The sequence below is a fragment of the Niastella caeni genome, from assembly GCF_004834005.1.
GTDB lineage: Bacteria > Bacteroidota > Bacteroidia > Chitinophagales > Chitinophagaceae > Niastella > Niastella caeni.
The window spans coordinates 882,646-900,501 of the sequence record NZ_STFF01000001.1 but is presented as its reverse complement, the minus strand read 5'-3'; the positions used below and the strand labels follow the sequence as shown (position 1 = coordinate 900,501).

At 38.4% G+C, this 17,856-nt stretch carries 16 protein-coding genes; 5 read left to right on the top strand and 11 right to left on the bottom strand.

Features of this window, described 5'->3' with window-relative positions; all coding sequences use genetic code 11:
* Positions 1–115 precede the first annotated feature (115 nt).
* Entirely contained in the window at positions 116–1,033 is a 918-nt protein-coding gene (locus FAM09_RS03465) for a hypothetical protein (RefSeq protein WP_136575675.1), read from the bottom strand.
* A 366-nt stretch (positions 1,034–1,399) separates the two neighbouring features.
* Here FAM09_RS03465 and FAM09_RS03460 point away from each other — a divergent pair, with 366 nt between their 5' ends.
* From FAM09_RS03460 to FAM09_RS03445, 4 genes are all read left to right on the top strand, one after another.
* Positions 1,400–1,648, top strand: a complete 249-nt coding sequence (locus FAM09_RS03460; protein WP_136575674.1) for a helix-turn-helix domain-containing protein — start codon at positions 1,400–1,402, stop codon at positions 1,646–1,648.
* A gap of 84 nt (positions 1,649–1,732) precedes the next feature.
* The gene (locus tag FAM09_RS03455; protein WP_136575673.1) at positions 1,733–3,589 is read left to right on the top strand and encodes a DUF262 domain-containing protein; all 1,857 of its coding nucleotides are present in this window, start codon (positions 1,733–1,735) and stop codon (positions 3,587–3,589) included.
* 543 nt (positions 3,590–4,132) lie between these two features.
* A complete protein-coding gene (locus tag FAM09_RS03450; protein WP_136575672.1) occupies positions 4,133–5,188 on the top strand; it encodes a DNA methyltransferase in 1,056 nt (351 codons plus the stop codon).
* Positions 5,188–6,018 carry a DNA-methyltransferase gene (locus FAM09_RS03445; RefSeq protein ID WP_136575671.1) on the top strand — a complete coding sequence of 277 codons (831 nt, stop codon included), beginning with the start codon at positions 5,188–5,190 and terminating at the stop codon, positions 6,016–6,018. Before FAM09_RS03450 ends, FAM09_RS03445 begins: the two co-directional genes overlap by 1 nt.
* Here FAM09_RS03445 and FAM09_RS03440 read toward each other — a convergent pair.
* The 5 genes from FAM09_RS03440 to FAM09_RS03420 all read right to left on the bottom strand — a co-directional run bounded on the left by FAM09_RS03440 (position 5,954) and on the right by FAM09_RS03420 (position 10,410).
* Positions 5,954–7,015, bottom strand: coding sequence for a 4Fe-4S binding protein (locus FAM09_RS03440; protein ID WP_136575670.1), 1,062 nt, complete (start codon positions 7,013–7,015; stop codon positions 5,954–5,956). The two genes, FAM09_RS03445 and FAM09_RS03440, sit on opposite strands and share 65 nt — an antisense overlap.
* Positions 7,003–7,602, bottom strand: coding sequence for a hypothetical protein (locus tag FAM09_RS03435; RefSeq protein ID WP_136575669.1), 600 nt, complete (start codon positions 7,600–7,602; stop codon positions 7,003–7,005). Before FAM09_RS03435 ends, FAM09_RS03440 begins: the two co-directional genes overlap by 13 nt.
* Positions 7,602–8,657 carry a hypothetical protein gene (locus FAM09_RS03430; protein WP_136575668.1) on the bottom strand — a complete coding sequence of 352 codons (1,056 nt, stop codon included), beginning with the start codon at positions 8,655–8,657 and terminating at the stop codon, positions 7,602–7,604. Before FAM09_RS03430 ends, FAM09_RS03435 begins: the two co-directional genes overlap by 1 nt.
* Positions 8,658–8,659: 2 nt before the next feature.
* Positions 8,660–8,890, bottom strand: coding sequence for a helix-turn-helix domain-containing protein (locus FAM09_RS03425; RefSeq protein WP_136575667.1), 231 nt, complete (start codon positions 8,888–8,890; stop codon positions 8,660–8,662).
* A 788-nt stretch (positions 8,891–9,678) separates the two neighbouring features.
* Positions 9,679–10,410: a uracil-DNA glycosylase family protein gene (locus FAM09_RS03420; RefSeq protein WP_136575666.1), complete on the bottom strand. Its 732-nt coding sequence runs from the start codon at positions 10,408–10,410 to the stop codon at positions 9,679–9,681.
* Between the two features lie 274 nt (positions 10,411–10,684).
* Between FAM09_RS03420 and FAM09_RS03415 the strand changes: the two genes are divergently transcribed.
* Positions 10,685–12,379: a right-handed parallel beta-helix repeat-containing protein gene (locus FAM09_RS03415; protein ID WP_136575665.1), complete on the top strand. Its 1,695-nt coding sequence runs from the start codon at positions 10,685–10,687 to the stop codon at positions 12,377–12,379.
* 124 nt (positions 12,380–12,503) lie between these two features.
* On the opposite strand, the gene FAM09_RS03410 is transcribed toward FAM09_RS03415, so the two are convergent.
* Genes FAM09_RS03410 through FAM09_RS03390 form a run of 5 tightly spaced genes read right to left on the bottom strand, consistent with a single transcriptional unit; the run spans position 12,504 to position 17,678 of the window.
* Positions 12,504–14,825 (bottom strand): hypothetical protein, encoded by a 2,322-nt coding sequence (locus FAM09_RS03410; RefSeq protein ID WP_136575664.1) that lies wholly within the window; start codon positions 14,823–14,825, stop codon positions 12,504–12,506.
* Positions 14,803–15,951 carry a caspase family protein gene (locus FAM09_RS03405; RefSeq protein ID WP_136575663.1) on the bottom strand — a complete coding sequence of 383 codons (1,149 nt, stop codon included), beginning with the start codon at positions 15,949–15,951 and terminating at the stop codon, positions 14,803–14,805. The genes FAM09_RS03410 and FAM09_RS03405 overlap by 23 nt, the downstream gene beginning before the upstream one ends.
* A 35-nt stretch (positions 15,952–15,986) precedes the next feature.
* Positions 15,987–16,346 (bottom strand): YbaY family lipoprotein, encoded by a 360-nt coding sequence (locus FAM09_RS03400; RefSeq protein ID WP_136575662.1) that lies wholly within the window; start codon positions 16,344–16,346, stop codon positions 15,987–15,989.
* 36 nt (positions 16,347–16,382) lie between these two features.
* Positions 16,383–17,219 carry a M12 family metallopeptidase gene (locus tag FAM09_RS03395; RefSeq protein WP_136575661.1) on the bottom strand — a complete coding sequence of 279 codons (837 nt, stop codon included), beginning with the start codon at positions 17,217–17,219 and terminating at the stop codon, positions 16,383–16,385.
* Between the two features lie 36 nt (positions 17,220–17,255).
* Positions 17,256–17,678: a hypothetical protein gene (locus tag FAM09_RS03390; RefSeq protein WP_136575660.1), complete on the bottom strand. Its 423-nt coding sequence runs from the start codon at positions 17,676–17,678 to the stop codon at positions 17,256–17,258.
* Positions 17,679–17,856: the final 178 nt, after the last annotated feature.

The following is a 17,856-nucleotide window of genomic DNA, read 5'->3' as shown; positions in this document are numbered from 1 at the left end:
CAATGGCGCCGGATCATTTATGACAGGAAATGAGCCTTTGCTTATCTGAAAAAAGTCTGAGAGATCAGTAACAGAGGATAACTGAGACGAAGTTTTAGGATTTCCAGACAATTGATTAACCCACTTCTTCTAATTCCTGCATTTGGAGACAACGCACATTTGTAACTGACTGAATTTGGTGATTGAGGTATAACTGATAAGCTGCTTCCACAAGACAAAGTACATGATTATACGTCATCCATGCCTGCCAGGGCGAGAAGCCGTTTGGAAAGGAGCCATCATGACCAATACCGGCTTCCAGGAAATCGGCCAGTTCACGCCGGATGTAATCGATGGGGCATTGCTGGAAAAATCCGGTAACAACAGGTGATGGATCGGCCGGTTGCTCGTCTTCCGCCAGGAGATTCAACCCCTCCACAAACGGAATTAACTGTTCATAGAATTCATACAGCATCTCCCGCCCATTCCCATTCGAGTACGGACTTTGTGTATTGACCAACGCAACCCGTAACCAGTTGGGCAACAGGTAATCGGTAAGGTCACTAAGGGTGGCCTGGTCGAACACTTCGGTTATTACCTCAATTGGTTGAGTTGTGGCTTTTTCGATCAATCGGGACGGTTTGGAAAAGCGGACAGGCTGTGCGGTTTTATTTTCCTTCGCGTCGGGTGTACGTATTTGTTTTACCTGCGCTTTACTTACCGGTTTTGGTTCCTGATTATTTCCCCGCCTCATTACCCAGGCAGCTTCCACCAGGGATTCTATTTTTTCATAAAAGAGTATGTGATTGTTACGCTCATGCGGGTCATTGGCAGAATCCCTGGGGTTGGAAAGTACTTCCGTCAGCCATTGCCACATGATTTGGCGGATGTCATTGAGGTGGTAGGATTGGAAGAAGTCGTCGAGGATGGAGGCGGGGTTGGTGATTTCTTGTTGGGTGAGGCGGATGGGAGTGTTCGTTAAATTTGGAATCTGGTTGTAGCTTTTACCAATAAAGGTTTTCGCTTGTGAGGAAGTGTTTAATGGCTCATTCATAAAGTAAGCAATTGAGGTTAGAAAATTGGTTGATGAGCCTCTGAGAGATGGTTCCGGAATACGGATGAAAACGGGCCAAAAAGTAAAGGATTGGAACCTACCTGCTCTTTGTCCGACGGGCCCTGACAAAGCCCACACCTTTCGGTGTTTGAGCACAAAGAAGTATAAGTAGGCCCAACCCTATAGCATAAATATAGGTATTGGGCACTTTACTTACTCCCGCGCTCGTGAAATTGTCAGGTTCGTCGGGCGAGACTCGTAAGCTTAGCCGCTTTTAATATTTAACTATCCTAAAACTAGGTAATTAATTTGAATAGTCAGCCAATTGGCTGACTATTTTTTTCGAAAATCTTGGCACATTGTAAGATGGCAGGCAGCTTAGATAAGATCGATATCGAGTTACGAGACAAGATTGCGCAACGGATCAAAGAATTACGGGAAAGCTCAGGTAAAAGTCAAACCGAGTTTGCCCTGGAGCTTGGTATTGATAAGCAGACGTTGCATAGATTGGAGACTGGGAGAGGGGCGACTATTTATTCGATTAATAAGTTTTGCATGGTGAGGGGGATTACTTTGAGTGAGTTTTTTGATTCAGTAAATTTTAAGACAAAGTAAAAAAGAAAATGACAGTTAAATTATGATTAGCTGGATGTAATCTCATTAAGTATAAATTTCTAACAGATAATTGTATAACATACTATGGCTATTGCTCCAGTTCCCCAAAATATTGAACAAGTTTTTTCATCTACTACTTATTATATCGACTTTTATCAAAGACAATATAAATGGAATAGAGAACCTGTTGAGAGGCTGCTAGATGATATATTTTATAAGTTTAATCAAGACTATGGTAAGATTGATTCATCATTAGCGTCGGAACTTGCTGGCAGCCGAATCGGCTATTATTTTTTAAACACATATGTTACTAACACTATAAATAATAAGGTTTTTTTAGTAGACGGACAACAGCGTTTTACAACAATAACACTTATACTCATACAGCTTTATCATTTAGGGGGGAAGTTAAATAGTGAACTTACGGATTGGATCAAAGATAGAATCCATGGAACTTCGGGGGCAAGAAAAAACTTTTGGCTACAGCACCAAAATCATTTATCAGCTTTAGAGGGCTTACTTGTCGGACTTCCTGTAGCCGAAATACCAATTAAATCTGGTATTACGGCAAAAAACATGGTTGAGAATTCTAAGTTTATTAAAATATGGTTAGAAAATGAACTTAAAACAATCCATCAATTCGATACTTTTATATACTATCTGTTAAGAAATGTGGAAATAGTGAAGTTGGAGGTTATGCAAACAGATGTTCCGATGGTGTTTGAAGTTATTAACGACAGAGGAGTGAGATTAAAGCCCCATGAAATCCTAAAAGGAAAATTACTTGGGCAAGTTGATAAACAAGAATTAGAATTACTGAATTTGAACAAGCTCTGGGAGAACCAAGTTAACTTGGTGGGTGTTGCAAACAGTGGTGGAGAAAATGATGAAATAGATAATTTTTTTGAAACTTTTATTCGATCTAAAATTGCAAGTACAAGAGGTGTTGCAGAAAAGTATACTTCAAAAAATTATCATCGAATTCTATTTATTGGTGAAGTAGAAGAATATTTTAAACTTAATAGAAATGCAGGAAGAACCAAGCAATTTCTTCAAAACGAATTTATATACTTTACAAAACTTTATAGTCGAATAAGGGAACTGCGTTCATCTTTTAATAGTGAATATAAAAACCTTTATTTTAATCAACTTAACGATTTGACTGGCCACTTTGTATTGATATTGAGCGCCTGTAAGATAAATGACCTGGAAGAAGATGAAAAGATAAAAATTATTTCTTATCAATATGATAGAATATTTACAATTCTGCATCTTCAAAAGGCATATGTAAACAACATTATAGCAGATTTGGTTTATACTATTAGCATTGAAATTAAAGAAATTAATGCGTCAGATATTGCAGGAGTTTTTGAAAGGCACCTTTTAAAAGCACTTTCCGAGATAAAAGATGTTCCAATTTCAGAAGCGTTTAACTATAATTATTTTAAGGATGTTGGCTATTCAGACTTGCCCACCCGCTTTAGCAGATATTTTTTTTCACGAATAGAGTATTTTATTGCTAAAGAAGCTAATAGCGAAATGCAACAGAACTTTGATAACCTTGTTAGAAATAATGGATATGTAAACGGATACCATGTTGAGCATATATTGGCTCATAATTTGGAAAACCTTCAAGCTTTTAATAATGATGAAGAAGTATTTGAAAGGGAAAGAAACCGGCTTGGTGGATTATTGCTACTTCGGGGCAATTCTAATCAATCTAGTGGAAATGAGTCTTATGGAGAGAAATTAAAGACATATGCTCAAAGCTTATATTGGAATGCGACATTACATAAAGACACTTATCATTCTAATATTGATTTGCAGGCTTTAATGAATAGACATGGATTACAAATTCGAGCAATGGATTTTTTTGGTCCAGCGGAATTAGAAGAGCGACATAAATTACTAGCACAAATAGTACAAATAATTTGGAAATGATAAGATATAAGAGTTAGGATAGCATAGTTCCGGGATATAGTAATTATACTGATTTTATTTGTAAATAATAATATTGAAATGATTATACAATTTTCTTGAGCAAAAATCAGAACTCTAAAGTTAGTAAAGGCCATCAAAATTGTTTAGAGGATTGAAGATGATCATCATCGGTTAAATATTACTCTATTCATATTAAGCTTTTCTATAGAGAACGGCTTGTGTTTAGCGTAGATTTACCTAAGCAAAATAATATCCCTCTTGAGCCAGATCATACTCAGGATAGAAGTTGGAGAATTGTATATACAACCCCAAATAGAAGCTTTAAGAATTTGATTGAATCCTAGCGATCCAATACATTATGTAAATTATTAGGATTAAACCTATATTGATTAAGGACTCCTATATTATTAATCTACAGTTGATGGTTGCTAATATGTTAGATTTAAGGGTTTTAGATTTGTGTTAATAAATAGAATAATAAAAATTCCTAATTGGAATATTCTTACTTACATTTGTTGATATTATTTTATCGTATAGTATTTAATGAAAAAATTTTATCTCTATAAGAAGAACAGGAGAGATTACGTCCCTGTGGAAGATGAATCTACTAATAAACTAGCTAAAAAGAAGCTTGAACTATTAATGGCAGGTAAGGGACCATTTCAAATCCCAGACAAATTTAAAGGATTAAATGGAGATGTTGCTTTGTTCAATAGTGCTGGTAATCTTGATAAAGCAACAGCGTTGTACTTAATTAAGGACAACACAACTTATGAGTTAAGTAATAAACTTAATGAACTTACATCTAAGGAATGGCTTACTGAGACAGTTACTGTATTTAGTCAGAAAGGTCTAGGAGCTAATAGTAAAGATGCTCAAATAGAGAAACAACATCCAGCACCTTTCTCTTTTCAAGATGTTGCTAAACTTATGAGGTTTTTTACAAAGAAGGGCGATAAGGTTTTAGATCCTTTTAATGGTGTGGCATCAACACTTAAGGCATGTGCATTTGAAGAGAGAGAAGGATATGGAATTGAATTAAATGAAAAGTATTACAATTTATCCATAGAAAGGATTAAAACGGAAGTTCCAAATGAGTTGCAATATAAATCAAAGCAGAAGGTAATTCATGGGAATAGCATAGAAGAAATTGAGAAGTTTGAAGATGATTTTTTTGATTTTATTATAACAAGTCCACCATATTGGAATATATTAGAAACAGTAGATCATAAAGTTAAGCAGACTAGAATTAGCAATAAATTGGATATTAAATACAGTGAAGATGAATTAGACTTAGCTAATATTGATACTTATGAGCATTTTATTGAAGTGCTTTCTAGGTTTTTTAATAGTTGTGCAAGGAAAATGAAATCCAAAAAGTATTTAGCAGTTATTGTGTCAGATTTTAGAAAAAAGGAGGATTACTACATCTACCACGCCGATTTAGCTAACGCAATTACTAAAAATGGATTTTATAAATTGAAAGGCATTAGAATTTTATATCAAAGGCACAAAAGTATTTATCCATACGGTTATCCATTCACTTTTGTGCCTAATATGCATCATCAAAATGTGTTAATATTTCAAAAGATTAAGTAATGGAGTTGAACAATATTTATCATGGTGACTGCATTGATTTGATGCAGAAATTAGATGATGAAAGCGTAGATTTAATAATTGCCGATCCTCCATACAATCTTAAAAAAGATTTTGGTAATGACAGTGATAAATGGAAAAGAGTGGAAGATTGGTTAGAGTGGTCAAAAGAATGGATTTCTGTAGCGGTGAGGAAGCTTAAACCTACTGGTTCTATTTTCATATATGGAATTCACCATTATCAATGTTATATACAAGTTTATCTTTATGAACTGAAATTAATCTATCGTCGTCAGATTATTTGGTTCTATGAAAACGGATTTGCCAATTATAAAAATACACTGGCTGCACATTACGAACCTTTGTTATGGTTTTCCAAAACGAATGATTTTACTTACCACACAATAAGGGAGCCATATAAAAGTACAGAAAGGTTAAAAAATAAAATAACTAAAAATGGGAAAGTATGGCAGCCTCATCCTGAAGGTAAACAAGCCGGAGATGTATGGAACATTCCCGTCTTAGCAGGCAAAAGGTTTGAAAATGAAAAAGTAGATCATCCTACTCAAAAACCGTTGGCAATATGTGATAGAATCGTAAGGCACTTTTCAAATAAAGGGGATTTAATTCTTATACCATTTGCAGGATCAGGGAGTGAGTGTTTGAGTACAGTGATAAATGATCGAAATTATGTAGGATTTGAAATGAATGAGAACTACGTCAAAATAGCTAAAGAAAGGATTAATCAATATTTATCCACCCTACAAGTTATTTCGTCGCCTGGTAAAAAGAATGATTTAAATAAGGATCAATTGTCTTTAACTCTGGAATAATTTTCAAAGAGTCATTTATAGAGCTTAAGTTGTTTTTGTCAATGTTAAATAGTTTAAAGAATTGTGTTGGTTCTAACCTTAAATGAAATAAATTCATCATGACTAGAAGATGAAAGGGGATTGTTCTTATTTGAATTGAAAGTACATTGTTTATATCCGTAATAACTTCATATACATCAGATCGTTTGTTTGGGAAGGCTAAAGTTATAATTATGGGTATTATGGTTTCTTTAGGAATGTTATATCGAGAGAACAGAATGGCAATATCATCAAGAATTGCCCTTGGCTCTTCTAAGATATCTGTGTTATTAAGTCCTATTTCACCTACAATAATGCTATTATCAAATTCTGCTAGTAAATCAAATCGAATGTAATTGTTTCCAATCGCTCTAATTTTATTTCTTAATCCAAGATTAATAAAAAGATTTCGAACGAATAGATTATCGAAGCCGTTTATTTTTTTGCAGTAGTTTATTGTATCGTTATATAGCTTTGTAATGAATTCCTTAGGTAGATTTATTAAAGCAGGCTTATTTTGAATGTCAATATATTTTTTATGACGAATTTGATATTCTTCCATTGATAGGTCATTGACCCATGAATACATGTTAGAGAAAGATTTAGAAATATAAGCTTTATATTCTTGCCATTCAATTGCACCATAAGGACATCTTTGGATACAAAGGCCACAACCAATGCAAGCGGTAGCATTAATCGTAGGAAAAATATTCTCATCGAAACCTATAGCATCTGTTGGGCATACCTTTGAAGTGTTGTTATTGGGCATTTCAGGAAGCAGAGAAATAATCAATTCAGCTTGATCATAATTCATGCAAGGTGTATTTAAGCAATTTAAACAAGTTGCTTGCTCTATAGTACCATCAGAAAATTCGATTGTATTAGTGCTAAATAAATTATAAGTAGCCTTAATCGGGTGGATAGATTTATCTTTTAAGACCCCAAAAGATTTATTTGATTTAGCTTTTAGTTTTCGCATTTAAATTCCCCTTTTAAAAAAATAATTCTTTCTTTATTAAATTCTCTTCCTTTTATAAGTACATCCCAAACTACCTCTAAAATATCATTTATGCTTATAAATCCAATGTTATATCCATAAGCTTTGTATACATCCTCTACAAGATCATATACGCCACTACGATCAGCGGGATAACTAAAGCCTACTGCCAAAGAGGTTGTAGTATAGTTCGTGTTGTAAAATTTTCTTGACAACAATATTGTTTTATTTTCTATTGCTTGACGAATCGATTTATTATTAATATATAGCACTTCGGTAGGTGATTTAATTTCAATTGGAATTGAATGTTCATCGTCAATTATGTATGCATCTGATCTGTTGTTAGTATCGCCAGCACGTGTAGCTTTACAATTAAATCCTAAATAGCCAAATAATTCTTCAATTAAAGGATAAAATTGCTTCTGGTCTTGTATTCTTATTGCCTCCATTATAACCTGAAAAATATTAGGCTTGTTGTCGTTGTTTATTTCAATTGCACCTGCATATCTCTCAAAGAAATTTTGAGGAGTCAATTTTGTATAAGGAATTTTTGGTTCAAATATTCGCATTATTCATATTTTGAATCTAATTCTTTTGCAAAGTTTAATTCTTCTTCAGTTGCTTGTTGGTAAGGAGAATAAAATATACTTGAATGATGTCTGATCCCCAAATGATTTAGAAGGTTATTGCTTTTTTGGGTTAAGTCAATAATAATAGGTTCAAAATTTGTTATGTCATAGCCACATCTTTCCATGAATACAAAGGATGATAATAATGTGAAACTACCTCGTTCATTTATATCAAAATTTTCAATTTCTTCATGACGAATATCTTTTAACATTGTTAAAAGCTTCGTCTTTTCTTGACCATTTTTTGTCAATTCAAAACCTGTCATTGCAGCGGAATAAATTCCTCTTATTGTTTTTCTATTGAACCATCCTGTGTATTTTAAGCTACCTAAAGGAATTCTGGTATAATTTTGTAAGGTATTTGTTTGTATTCCTGTATTTTGCGACAATTTCTTTAGTTCAGCAGATAACTTCCTTTTGTTCTTTCTTAGGTCTTTAATATACGTTACGGTTTTTTCAAAAATATCTACCAATGTATCATTTTGTAAAGCCAATACAGCTACAATTAATTCATCGCGAAAAATTACTCCCTCTAAATTAGATGCTAATCTTAGAATGAAAGGAAAAGGTCTTATAATATTACCTTTTTTGTTTTCAACTAAAGGATTAGGAAAAACAATGGAAAGCAAACATTCTTCAAATATTCGCTTTGAGTAATCCTGTTCAGCCTTAGCTATATAAGACGAAAGCTCAGTAAAATTAAAATTGGTATTCATTGTTCCTGGTTTGTACCAACCTAACATCCGATAAAATTCTGAATACATTTTATGTTGATTATATAATGAATCTCTCGAACGATCATCTCTAACTGAGCGCCTCACTGCTTCCTGCCCTATCGCACCAGAGGATGACACAAGGCCATATTTTATCATTGCATCCCTTGCATCGTCATGAGTAAAATTTCTTTTAGTTTCAAGTTCTTTAAAAATGGCTATGTATGTAAATATCATTTTACTAATATCAGAACCAGGATTGGGGAACCGAAGAACACTCATAGTTATAATTTAGGTGGGATAAAGAATGACACATTCTTATTATATAATTCAGATAAAGCAATAAGCATAATGAAGTCAATTTGACGTTGGCCATTCTCAATCTTAGATAGTTCACTTTGACTGATAATCAATGTCTCAGCCACTGCCTTTTGGGTTAGTTCTGCCTCTTCTCTAGCTTTAACTAACCTTTCCGTAATAAATTTGTGATATTGTTCATACTTTTTAGGAGACATAAAAAATGAATATTCCAAAATGCAATATAAAAACAGTAAATGAATATGCCATTTTGGAATAATTAAGTGTTTTATTAGGGAAGAAAAACCGAGAGCTTTTCAAAACTGTATTAGTTAAAAGTTAAGTAATTTTAAAACTGACATAAAAAAGGAAAAGAAACAATTCGATTTTGAGCATTCAAGAAGGATGCCGTAGAACCCTTAAAAAGCGCAAGACCCTCTTGGGTCGCGTTAGTGTATTTACTCCGTTTTTAAGAAGAGTTCCTTGAAAAAGCCTTCGATGGCGAGTTGGAAGCCCCTATTGGGCTGAAGGCAAACCTCACAGAAAGAATGGAAAAGGTAAGAAGCGGGAAAAGACGCTTGTAGGTCATGTGGATATTGAACCTCCACGTGATCGCAAGAGCTTCTCCAGCCAGCCAGGGTAATAGACAAAATACTACTGTTGATACAGGATTGGCATAACCGGTCGTTAGAGCCTGGATATCTTGGATTCTATTCACTACAAAGTCAGGCATGAAAGCCGGCTAATGAACTATGGTGGACATTGCATCATTGGAGCCAACCAAGAGGGATAAATGATCTGTTGGGGGAATATTTGAGGAAAGTATAGGCTTCAGTTTTGGGCTTCTGGTGCTTACTGATCTCCAGAACCGAGTTATAGACGATTTCCTGAGAGCTTGCAGTGAGAACTTACAGGGGTGTACCTACAAAGCAAGGGTTAGTAAAAATGGTAGGGTCAGTCTCAGTTTATTTTTGATTTTATTCTTATTTATTTTCAATAAAATATTTTATGAGTGCTGCCCTGTCATAAAGAGTTTAAATGAAGCCTTAAGATATAAGTCAATAAATTCATCGGAAGAATTATTTAAATTAGAATTATAACCATAGCTGTCTAATCTCCTATATGTTCCTCCCCCTGGCGTTGGAAGTGCAATTAAACATATACTACTTTTAGTGCCCTCATATATAGTTATTAATGGTTTTTGAGGGAATAAGTCTTTTTTTATGAAGGGGAAGTTATCTTTTTGAATTTGAAAAGATTTATTTGGATTATATTTATAGGTTAGCGTTTTAAGAAATATTTTTTCTAGATTCTGCATAACCCATTTCGATGTACACAATACGGTATTGATTTGGCCCGTGTTTAACAAAGGAATTATTCCTGGAAGATTCCATGTGATTTTTGATAAAGAAGAATCTAGAGCCGAGTATTCTTTTCGTTCGCAAGACGAGATCAAATCGCTAATTGCAATTTGGTTTTTTTCTAAACTTGTAAGAATGCTGTCTTTATTCGCAGGTTCTATTGTTACATCTAAATATTTTTGATACCATCTCCAAAATTGATTTTTATTACTCCCATAGAAAAAGTCAAGTCCTGAATGGTTCTTTTTTAAAGGATTTATTCCGGTTTCATAATTTGTCAAATGTGCTACAGAAAAAGAACCTAATATGAGTCGTTGAGCTGGTATAGCTTGTCCTATTTCTAGAAATCTATGGAATTCTCTGATATTTTGGGGCACTGATAAATTATTTACGATTATTTATTTTTCTAGTGTCTATCGAATAAGTGACTTATTATAATGTAACCTTTAAACATAAGTCATTTTTGAAAGATAGAGAAATGTTAGTAAATGAAACGACAAAAAAGCCACCACGTCGCTTTTGTCGTTTGAAATAATCTGATTAGTTACCCCCTCTAAGTACTTCCCCGTATTTCCGTATTTCGTAACCGCCCAAACAGCTGACTGGCATGGTTTTGCGGGTCTCTTCGGCCTCACTACTTTTTGAAAAACTATGAAAGTCTCAATTGCCTGTTTCCTTGTTACACTGCTTGTAGCAACATCATTGTTTACTTATGCGACTGACTACTACGTTGACCCATCATCGGGTGGTAGAAACCTGGGAACTTACAATGACCCCTGGCACGACATTAACGACATTCCCTGGTCGATAAATTATTTTCAACCGGGCGATAACGTTTACCTCCGCCGTGGTCAACAATACTGGGGTACCTTGTCTATCAATAGTAGTGGCAGAGAAGGCGCGCCCATTACGTTCATGCCATATGGTGAGGGCGCCGCCCCCATCTTTAAATACGGTCCCTGGAACTTTACCGATCCATTGGTCTATAACCGCACCTTTATCCGGCTGAATCAATGTAATTACGTCGTTGTCGATGGTTTTGAAATGAGCGACTATACCATCCGCGATTACGATCGTTACACGCCTGCTAATGTTGGCTATGGCGTATATGTCTATAAAGGTCCCGGCGATGGCGGTTCGCATAATGTGATCAAAAATTGCTCCTTCTCGCGCATCGGTTGCGGCATTAGTATCGACGGCGGTAGCGACAATACCGTCACTAACTGCGATATCCGCAATTTGCGCATGATCATTAACACCTCTTACCAAATGTGGGACGACTTCGGCGCCATTGGCATCGTGGTAGGCGGTTCCAACAATACCATCACCCATAATCAAATTCACGACTGCTGGGCCAATAGCTACGATTATAACCTCGACGGTGGAGCTATTGAAATGTTCGGCTCGGTTTCCAATAACAAGATATTGTACAATACCGCCAGCGATAACATCGGCTTTATGGAATTTGGGAGCGACTGGGGTGGTCATGCGCTCAATAACCTCGTTGGCTATAACCTGCTCGTAAACAACGGGCATGTATTCTGGATCAACTCCTCCAGCTTTTTTGCCCTGGATGTTCGTAACCTCCAATTCATCAACAACAATGTTGTTGAAACGAAAACACCGCGCCTGCCTGATGTTCACAATCTTATTGGCATTATGTCTACTCCATGGGTGGCGAATGTGCTTACAATGAAGAACAATATCTTCTGGATCAACACTTCTTCCAATATCACAGATCCTAATTTTAAACCATTCAATGGTCCGCAGTTGATCCATCAAAGCAACATCTTTCATCTGAATGGTGGCAGCCTCGGATATGATCTGGATTATTCGGAACAAAAACTTCCCAACGACCTGGAAGTGTTTGCGAATAGTTACTCATACGATCCGCTTACCTGGAACTACGATCTGCGGCCAACTGCTGCTGCCGTTAACTGGGGTCAATGGACCGGCATCGAAAAAGACTTCTGGGGTAAGGCCGTACCTTTCAGCGGTGTTCCTGATGCGGGTATTTCTGAGAGCAATTCCAGCCTTACACCCGCCCGCGTATCCACGGCTTCAACCGGCCTGGTTAGTGTTGAGAACCGTGAACAGAAGGGCCCACTCACCGTTTCGCCGAATCCGGCACAGGATTATATCTACCTGAAATTGCCGGGTAATAATTTTTTTAATAAGGAACTGTTACTCGTAAATATGTCTGGTGCAGTGCTTCAAAAACAACAATTAAACGATGCTGGTGCACAAGTAAAGCTGAACGTTAGCATGCTGCCTAAAGGTGCTTTTGTAGTAAAGCTTATTGATACCAAAACCGGCCAGTCGCAGAGCACCATATTTACAAAATAGGAAGGGCTTTCTGCCTTTCTTCCTGAACTGTATTTGATTGATTTTAAATTGATTGTAATTTTTTGTGGCAGAAAAAATAAATTAGACAAGATCTAATACAGAAAAACGTGAGCCAAAGCCCCCTTCACCCCAACACCTCCTCAAACCCCTCTACAATCGTTTTCAGCTCTTTCGTATACTCCTCTTCGGGGTACGAAGCAAAAAGTGGCGCAAATAACTCAAGCGTACTTACTATATCTGTTATTTTTTGTAATTGATCGGGGGTAAGGCTTGGGGCATCCTGGCCTCGCAACACAGTTATAAAACAATTGATGCCCGGCTGGTCTTTTTCGTTTACTTCCGAACGTTTCACTTCCCAAATGTCAAATAGATTATTTCTGAAAGGGGTATGCAATTGGCTTTTACCTAATGGAATAGTTTGTAAAGCATCCTCCCAGGCCAACAGCCGTTCGTTTCGTTGGGATTTTGCGCTTGTCTCATCTTCCGATAACAAATGAATAAAAGCCCCATTGCCATAAATGATCTTGCCTTCAGCATTGGTAGTGATGATAAAGTCGGCCCGTTTTAAGATCTCCGTTGCTATTCGCATTAGGTCATGGGCAATAGCCCGGCTGTTTTCGAGATAGTAGGAACTTTTTTCAACGGTACCCTTTGCTATCCGGTTGGCTTCCGTCTTTATCCTCGAAAAACATTCTTCTATATTGTTTTCAGAATCTTCATCATCCTCCATGTTGTTTTCAACCATTTCCTGGTTTTGCAACGCATACCTTATTATCAACTGTTCATCAGTGTTGAATTGTATCTGACCCATCTGCCCGGTCAATTGCTTTTTTTTCTCCATGATACTTGAAATGCCGGCATTCACCCGCGAGATGGGCAGGTTGGTGGCATTTACAATATTGGTCGTGTTCCCTTTTTCCAGCGAGTTGAAGAGTGAATCAATTGAATTGGTGGTCAACGTATCAGGCATCCCATGGTAATAATTGTTCTTCGTAATTCCCTGCATGGTATTGATCAGGGAGGCTTCTTTCAACGTGGAGAAAGAGCACGACAGGGGAGAAGCAATGTCTGTTTTAACAATAGCAGCGGAAGACAACTGTTTCTTCGATAAATTAAATACCGGCGCTTTAGGCGTAATAATCCCTTTCAGATCGATGGTTGATACAGGTACTGCTATTTTTTCAAAACCAAAATCATCAGCCATGGCCTCATTGCTTTGTAAGGCGGCGGTACCAACAGTCGACAGCTCCCGCCAGTTTACCCAGGGGGAGTTTAGTAAAGCCGATCGTAGAAGAATATCGGTTAAACAACCGGAAGGAAAAGTGGATTCAAATAATTCGGCATGTTTATTCACGCGCTGCAGCCCTTTGTACAGCAGGGGCGGACAATAAAATGGCCCTGCAGCCGGAATGTCCCAGGTCAATCCTAACGCCTGTACATCCGGATGATCGGGTAACATTTGTTGCAAAAAAGCAAGTACATCTGTAAACAATGCCTGGTTTTGCAGATCCTCTTCAGTGGTGCCGGTCTTTTTCCACAGGTCCGGCGCCAACGCATACGCCGCCAATACACCCAGCCAGGGATTCTGGCATTCGCGGGATAATAAGAATTTCATCTGGTCTTTCCTGAAAAGACTGCGCCCTGATTCCTGGTTGAAAGAGGCCAGTATGGCTTGTGCAACTATTTCTTCTTCATTATCCCTGTTGAAAACGGCATCCATCGCTGCTATGCACATGTAGAATGAATTCGTAACCGGTGAATGCGTGGTAATAAATACCCGGGTTGTCCATCCCCGGTGTACATACAAAAGTTGATGGCATTTTTCTTTTTCTGAAAGCGACCATTCAATAATATAATACCCCGGCTGCAGGTCTTTATTCAAAAATATTTCTCCCTGTTCTGCCGATACGCGCAGGTCTGAATGGAAATCAATTGCAGGAATATAAGATGATGGTGAACAGGAGCGGGTGATATCCGCTATTCGGTGCAGGTTGAAGATGGAGTCAACAGGTGGCGAAGCTTCCTTCAACCTGTTTCCCGGAACCAAAACATGAACACATAAATTGGCATCCCCGGCCGATTCGCTTTTATACAAATTCCACAAAACATTTTTGTCAGCCGTTTTACCTGTATTGCTTTCAACCGCATCAGAATGCCCGCTCATTGTTTTCGGCGCTTCAAATATAGTGGTATGCCCGGCTTTTATTTTTACAAGTGTCCGGTCTACTTTATTGGCCAGCGACACTTCAATTTCGAAAATGCCCGCATTTAATTCTACCTGCCCTTCATAACAGCCCGTTTGGTGATTCTCTGTGAATTCATTTACAAATTTAATGAGCGTATAATTGTTATCGTATAGCTTCACCTGTGTAAGCCAATGGGGCACACTTATTTTAAGAATGCCTTGCTTCAACGGCTCCTGGCTACTGTTTGAATCTGAAAACATGGTTAATGTCGTTTGAAGGAATTTTTCTTAAATCAAGTATCTCTGTTTTCCCGTCAGAACATTCCAGGTCGTACCAACAGTTCTGAATTAATTTAAGCCTGATGATAGTACCATTGCCCTCTGCAGGCGGGGCCGCTGTTTCATCGATCCTGAGTACATATTTCTGCTTGTCGGCTTCTGCAGTAAGATACCTGAAGTCCCAGGCATTATTGGTGAAATTGTATTCCGCTATCTCAACAGCATCCTTGTTGGTAATGGCCAGCTTATTGACAGTTGCCGGAAGAAAAATGGCAATCGTCTGATTCATGAGCGGGCCTTTTTGCAGCGTGATATTCTGTTGAAACCGCAGGGCGTCAAACTCAGGTTGCTGGTTGATGCGGTTGTCGCCTGCCAGTTGGGGAACACGGGTATGCAAATAATCCATCAGCGAATTGATGGTTACATCACCCGATGCATCTGTGGCCTGCCGGTTCATCAATCCTTCAAAAATGGCCGTTGAGAGTATGCCTCGTTTTTCAGGATCGCCTGGTTTCTGCGGTACCATAAACGACTTCTCCCCATACGGGCAGGCAAGTATGGTATAATGTGTTACTTTGGGAGGCGGGTTGGGGATCATGTTTTCAGGAAGCGTAAAAGAAGGTATTCCTGTTTCGGCATGGCGAATAGGATCGCGGCAACAATCCAGTATGAATATGATCTCGTCAAAAAATCCCCATTGCAGCAGGAAATTCCTGTAATTCCTGAGCCCGATGTTATTTTTAAGCTCAAACGGGGAGGCGTTGCCCATGAGCATGGCTACATCATCGATGGTGCCATAACCATGCCCGGAAAAATAAAAGTATAACCTTCTGCCAATTCGCCGGCCTTTCATAACGCCTATCTTCCTCAGCTTCTGGTTTATTTTATCCTGAACAGGTTGTGGATCTTCATCGTCCTGTTCAACGGGTGAAAGAACCGTATGAATGTTCTTAGGCGGAACAGCGCCCCCGTTCTCATCGATGAGCCACTTTTGAAATTTGGCAATATCGTCCTGCGCTCCTTTTAGCGGGTCCAAAAATAAATAGTTGTCGATCCCTATTAAAAGCGCATGGTCCTCTTCATTTAAATGCAGAACATTTTCTGGCATAAACAACTATGGTTTATTACTGAAACACGGGTTAATTAGTGGAATAGGATGTCAACCTGGTTTCCATAGCCATGGGTTAATACAGGGCAGCGGGTATCGCTAAACAGGTCGTGCGAATGCAGCACACCGTCATTGTTCTTATTTACCCAGACCCGTATACTGTAATCAGCGGTACTGTTAATTGTTATATTACTTTTTAGCTCGAGCCGGAAAGCAATTACTGTTTCCTCTTTACTATGAGATACACCGGGAATAATAACATGTGCCAGTGCTGTAGCAGTTGTATCTGCATAAGAAACATCTTCCAAATAAACATGAACTGTTGCGTTGTGGAATGCAGGCACCGTTTGCCGGAAGATCAATTGCCCTTCTATATGCGGAAGAGTTGAGTTCATAAATTAATATTTCCTTTCCGCAACCGCTGTTACCTGTTAAGCCCAGTTGAGATCGGGGTAAATTGCTTTAATGGCTGCAATATCGCCGGCGCTTAATCCATTGCGTTGGCCAATGGGTTGCCCGCCCCTCGCGCGAATGGTATCCTTTCCGTTTATGCTGAAAGCTTTTGCCGGGTAATGCATGATAGAACCAAAATCATAATTGCCCTGGTCACTGGCGTCAAGCACATGTTTATCAAAATTGTGTACGAACTGAGGGTTTATATTGGCATGTACGATCTCAACATGATCGTCCCTGTCTTCCCTGCTTTGTTCGTGCCACAATCCCAACGCATGGCCAATTTCATGAATGGCCCCGCCTAACCCGCATCCGGGGTGAAGGGAGATCACCTGTTTGCCGCCCTGCTTACCTACCCGTGAAAAGCAGCCGCCCAGGGCCTCAAAGGAGATAAAATCATTTTCGTCCTCCCTTTTTTTGAAGCGGATGGGCGTATGGCCTTCCCAGTGCTGGATGGCTTTACTTACGGTTTGTTCCAGGGCAGGAATGGTGGTGAACGGTACGATCACTTCCGTGATCCTTCCATTTACAGGGGTGCCCCATCTGAATTTTCTTCCATCGATGGTGACTCCCATACCGGCAGGATCGTTCTTGGCTTTTTCTATTTCTTCAACGGTTCCCAGCACAATGTCGCCTTCATAAATTGCCAGTTCATCAATTTCTGAATATTCAACTTCTTTTCCCTGTTCAATAAGGCCCAAATGCGGCCTGGGAACTTTTAAATGAACCTTATTGGCATGATCGCTGGAGCGGAACATTTCGGCCGGCAGATCAAATTCGCCATTGTTGCTTTGCAGGTTATCGTTCGGTGCCATACTATTTTATTTGTGTGGTGAGAAGATCGGTTATTATTAAGCTTTTGCAGGCCGGTAAAAAATAGGGACGATCAGCGTGTACAGCATGATCAATATGCCCCCTAAGGTTTGCACGGTGAAGTTGGGTGGCAGCTTTGGCTGAAGGAAGTTCTCAAAGGGGCCGCCTAACGATATTGCCCAAATGATATAAGATATAGTGGCTATTATTATTTGTATCCTGTCGCTTATATTAGCTACTTTCTTCAGGTAAAAAGGGGTAATAATGAGAATAATAAGAAAGATGATCCATTGAACCAGGTCCTGGCCTTTGATGAGGTTACTGATGCCGAGATATACGCCTACTATTTCAATGGGGATCAGTTTCACAATTTGCGAAGCATAGTTGTCGGGGGCCTGGCCGGTTGCGTCGTCACTTTGAACTTCGGCAAACCGGGCTTTGGTAATGATTGTTCTTCCCATACTTTCAAAGATTTAGAGATGTAATGTGTAAAGCCGGTATGTGCATACCAGGCAAATAATTCATTCAAAAAAATCTACTGTAATTTACTGAAATGTAAAGGTGTATTTTACGGGAAAAACACCCCTTTTGCGAATGGCTGTTGGGGGGCTTTAATGACAACAGGCAGCAACTATTTCT

What these genes read in the sequence shown, in the direction of transcription:
- FAM09_RS03465 (WP_136575675.1), bottom strand. Translation starts at nt 1,033, where the DNA reads ATGAATGAGCCATTAAACACTTCCTCACAAGCGAAAACCTTTATTGGT.
- FAM09_RS03390 (WP_136575660.1), bottom strand. Translation starts at nt 17,678, where the DNA reads ATGGGAAGAACAATCATTACCAAAGCCCGGTTTGCCGAAGTTCAAAGT.
- FAM09_RS03430 (WP_136575668.1), bottom strand. Translation starts at nt 8,657, where the DNA reads ATGAGTGTTCTTCGGTTCCCCAATCCTGGTTCTGATATTAGTAAAATG.
- FAM09_RS03425 (WP_136575667.1), bottom strand. Translation starts at nt 8,890, where the DNA reads ATGTCTCCTAAAAAGTATGAACAATATCACAAATTTATTACGGAAAGG.
- FAM09_RS03440 (WP_136575670.1), bottom strand. Translation starts at nt 7,015, where the DNA reads ATGCGAAAACTAAAAGCTAAATCAAATAAATCTTTTGGGGTCTTAAAA.
- FAM09_RS03410 (WP_136575664.1), bottom strand. Translation starts at nt 14,825, where the DNA reads ATGTTTTCAGATTCAAACAGTAGCCAGGAGCCGTTGAAGCAAGGCATT.
- FAM09_RS03450 (WP_136575672.1), top strand. Translation starts at nt 4,133, where the DNA reads ATGAAAAAATTTTATCTCTATAAGAAGAACAGGAGAGATTACGTCCCT.
- FAM09_RS03460 (WP_136575674.1), top strand. Translation starts at nt 1,400, where the DNA reads ATGGCAGGCAGCTTAGATAAGATCGATATCGAGTTACGAGACAAGATT.
- FAM09_RS03415 (WP_136575665.1), top strand. Translation starts at nt 10,685, where the DNA reads ATGAAAGTCTCAATTGCCTGTTTCCTTGTTACACTGCTTGTAGCAACA.
- FAM09_RS03445 (WP_136575671.1), top strand. Translation starts at nt 5,188, where the DNA reads ATGGAGTTGAACAATATTTATCATGGTGACTGCATTGATTTGATGCAG.
- FAM09_RS03400 (WP_136575662.1), bottom strand. Translation starts at nt 16,346, where the DNA reads ATGAACTCAACTCTTCCGCATATAGAAGGGCAATTGATCTTCCGGCAA.
- FAM09_RS03395 (WP_136575661.1), bottom strand. Translation starts at nt 17,219, where the DNA reads ATGGCACCGAACGATAACCTGCAAAGCAACAATGGCGAATTTGATCTG.
- FAM09_RS03405 (WP_136575663.1), bottom strand. Translation starts at nt 15,951, where the DNA reads ATGCCAGAAAATGTTCTGCATTTAAATGAAGAGGACCATGCGCTTTTA.
- FAM09_RS03455 (WP_136575673.1), top strand. Translation starts at nt 1,733, where the DNA reads ATGGCTATTGCTCCAGTTCCCCAAAATATTGAACAAGTTTTTTCATCT.
- FAM09_RS03435 (WP_136575669.1), bottom strand. Translation starts at nt 7,602, where the DNA reads ATGCGAATATTTGAACCAAAAATTCCTTATACAAAATTGACTCCTCAA.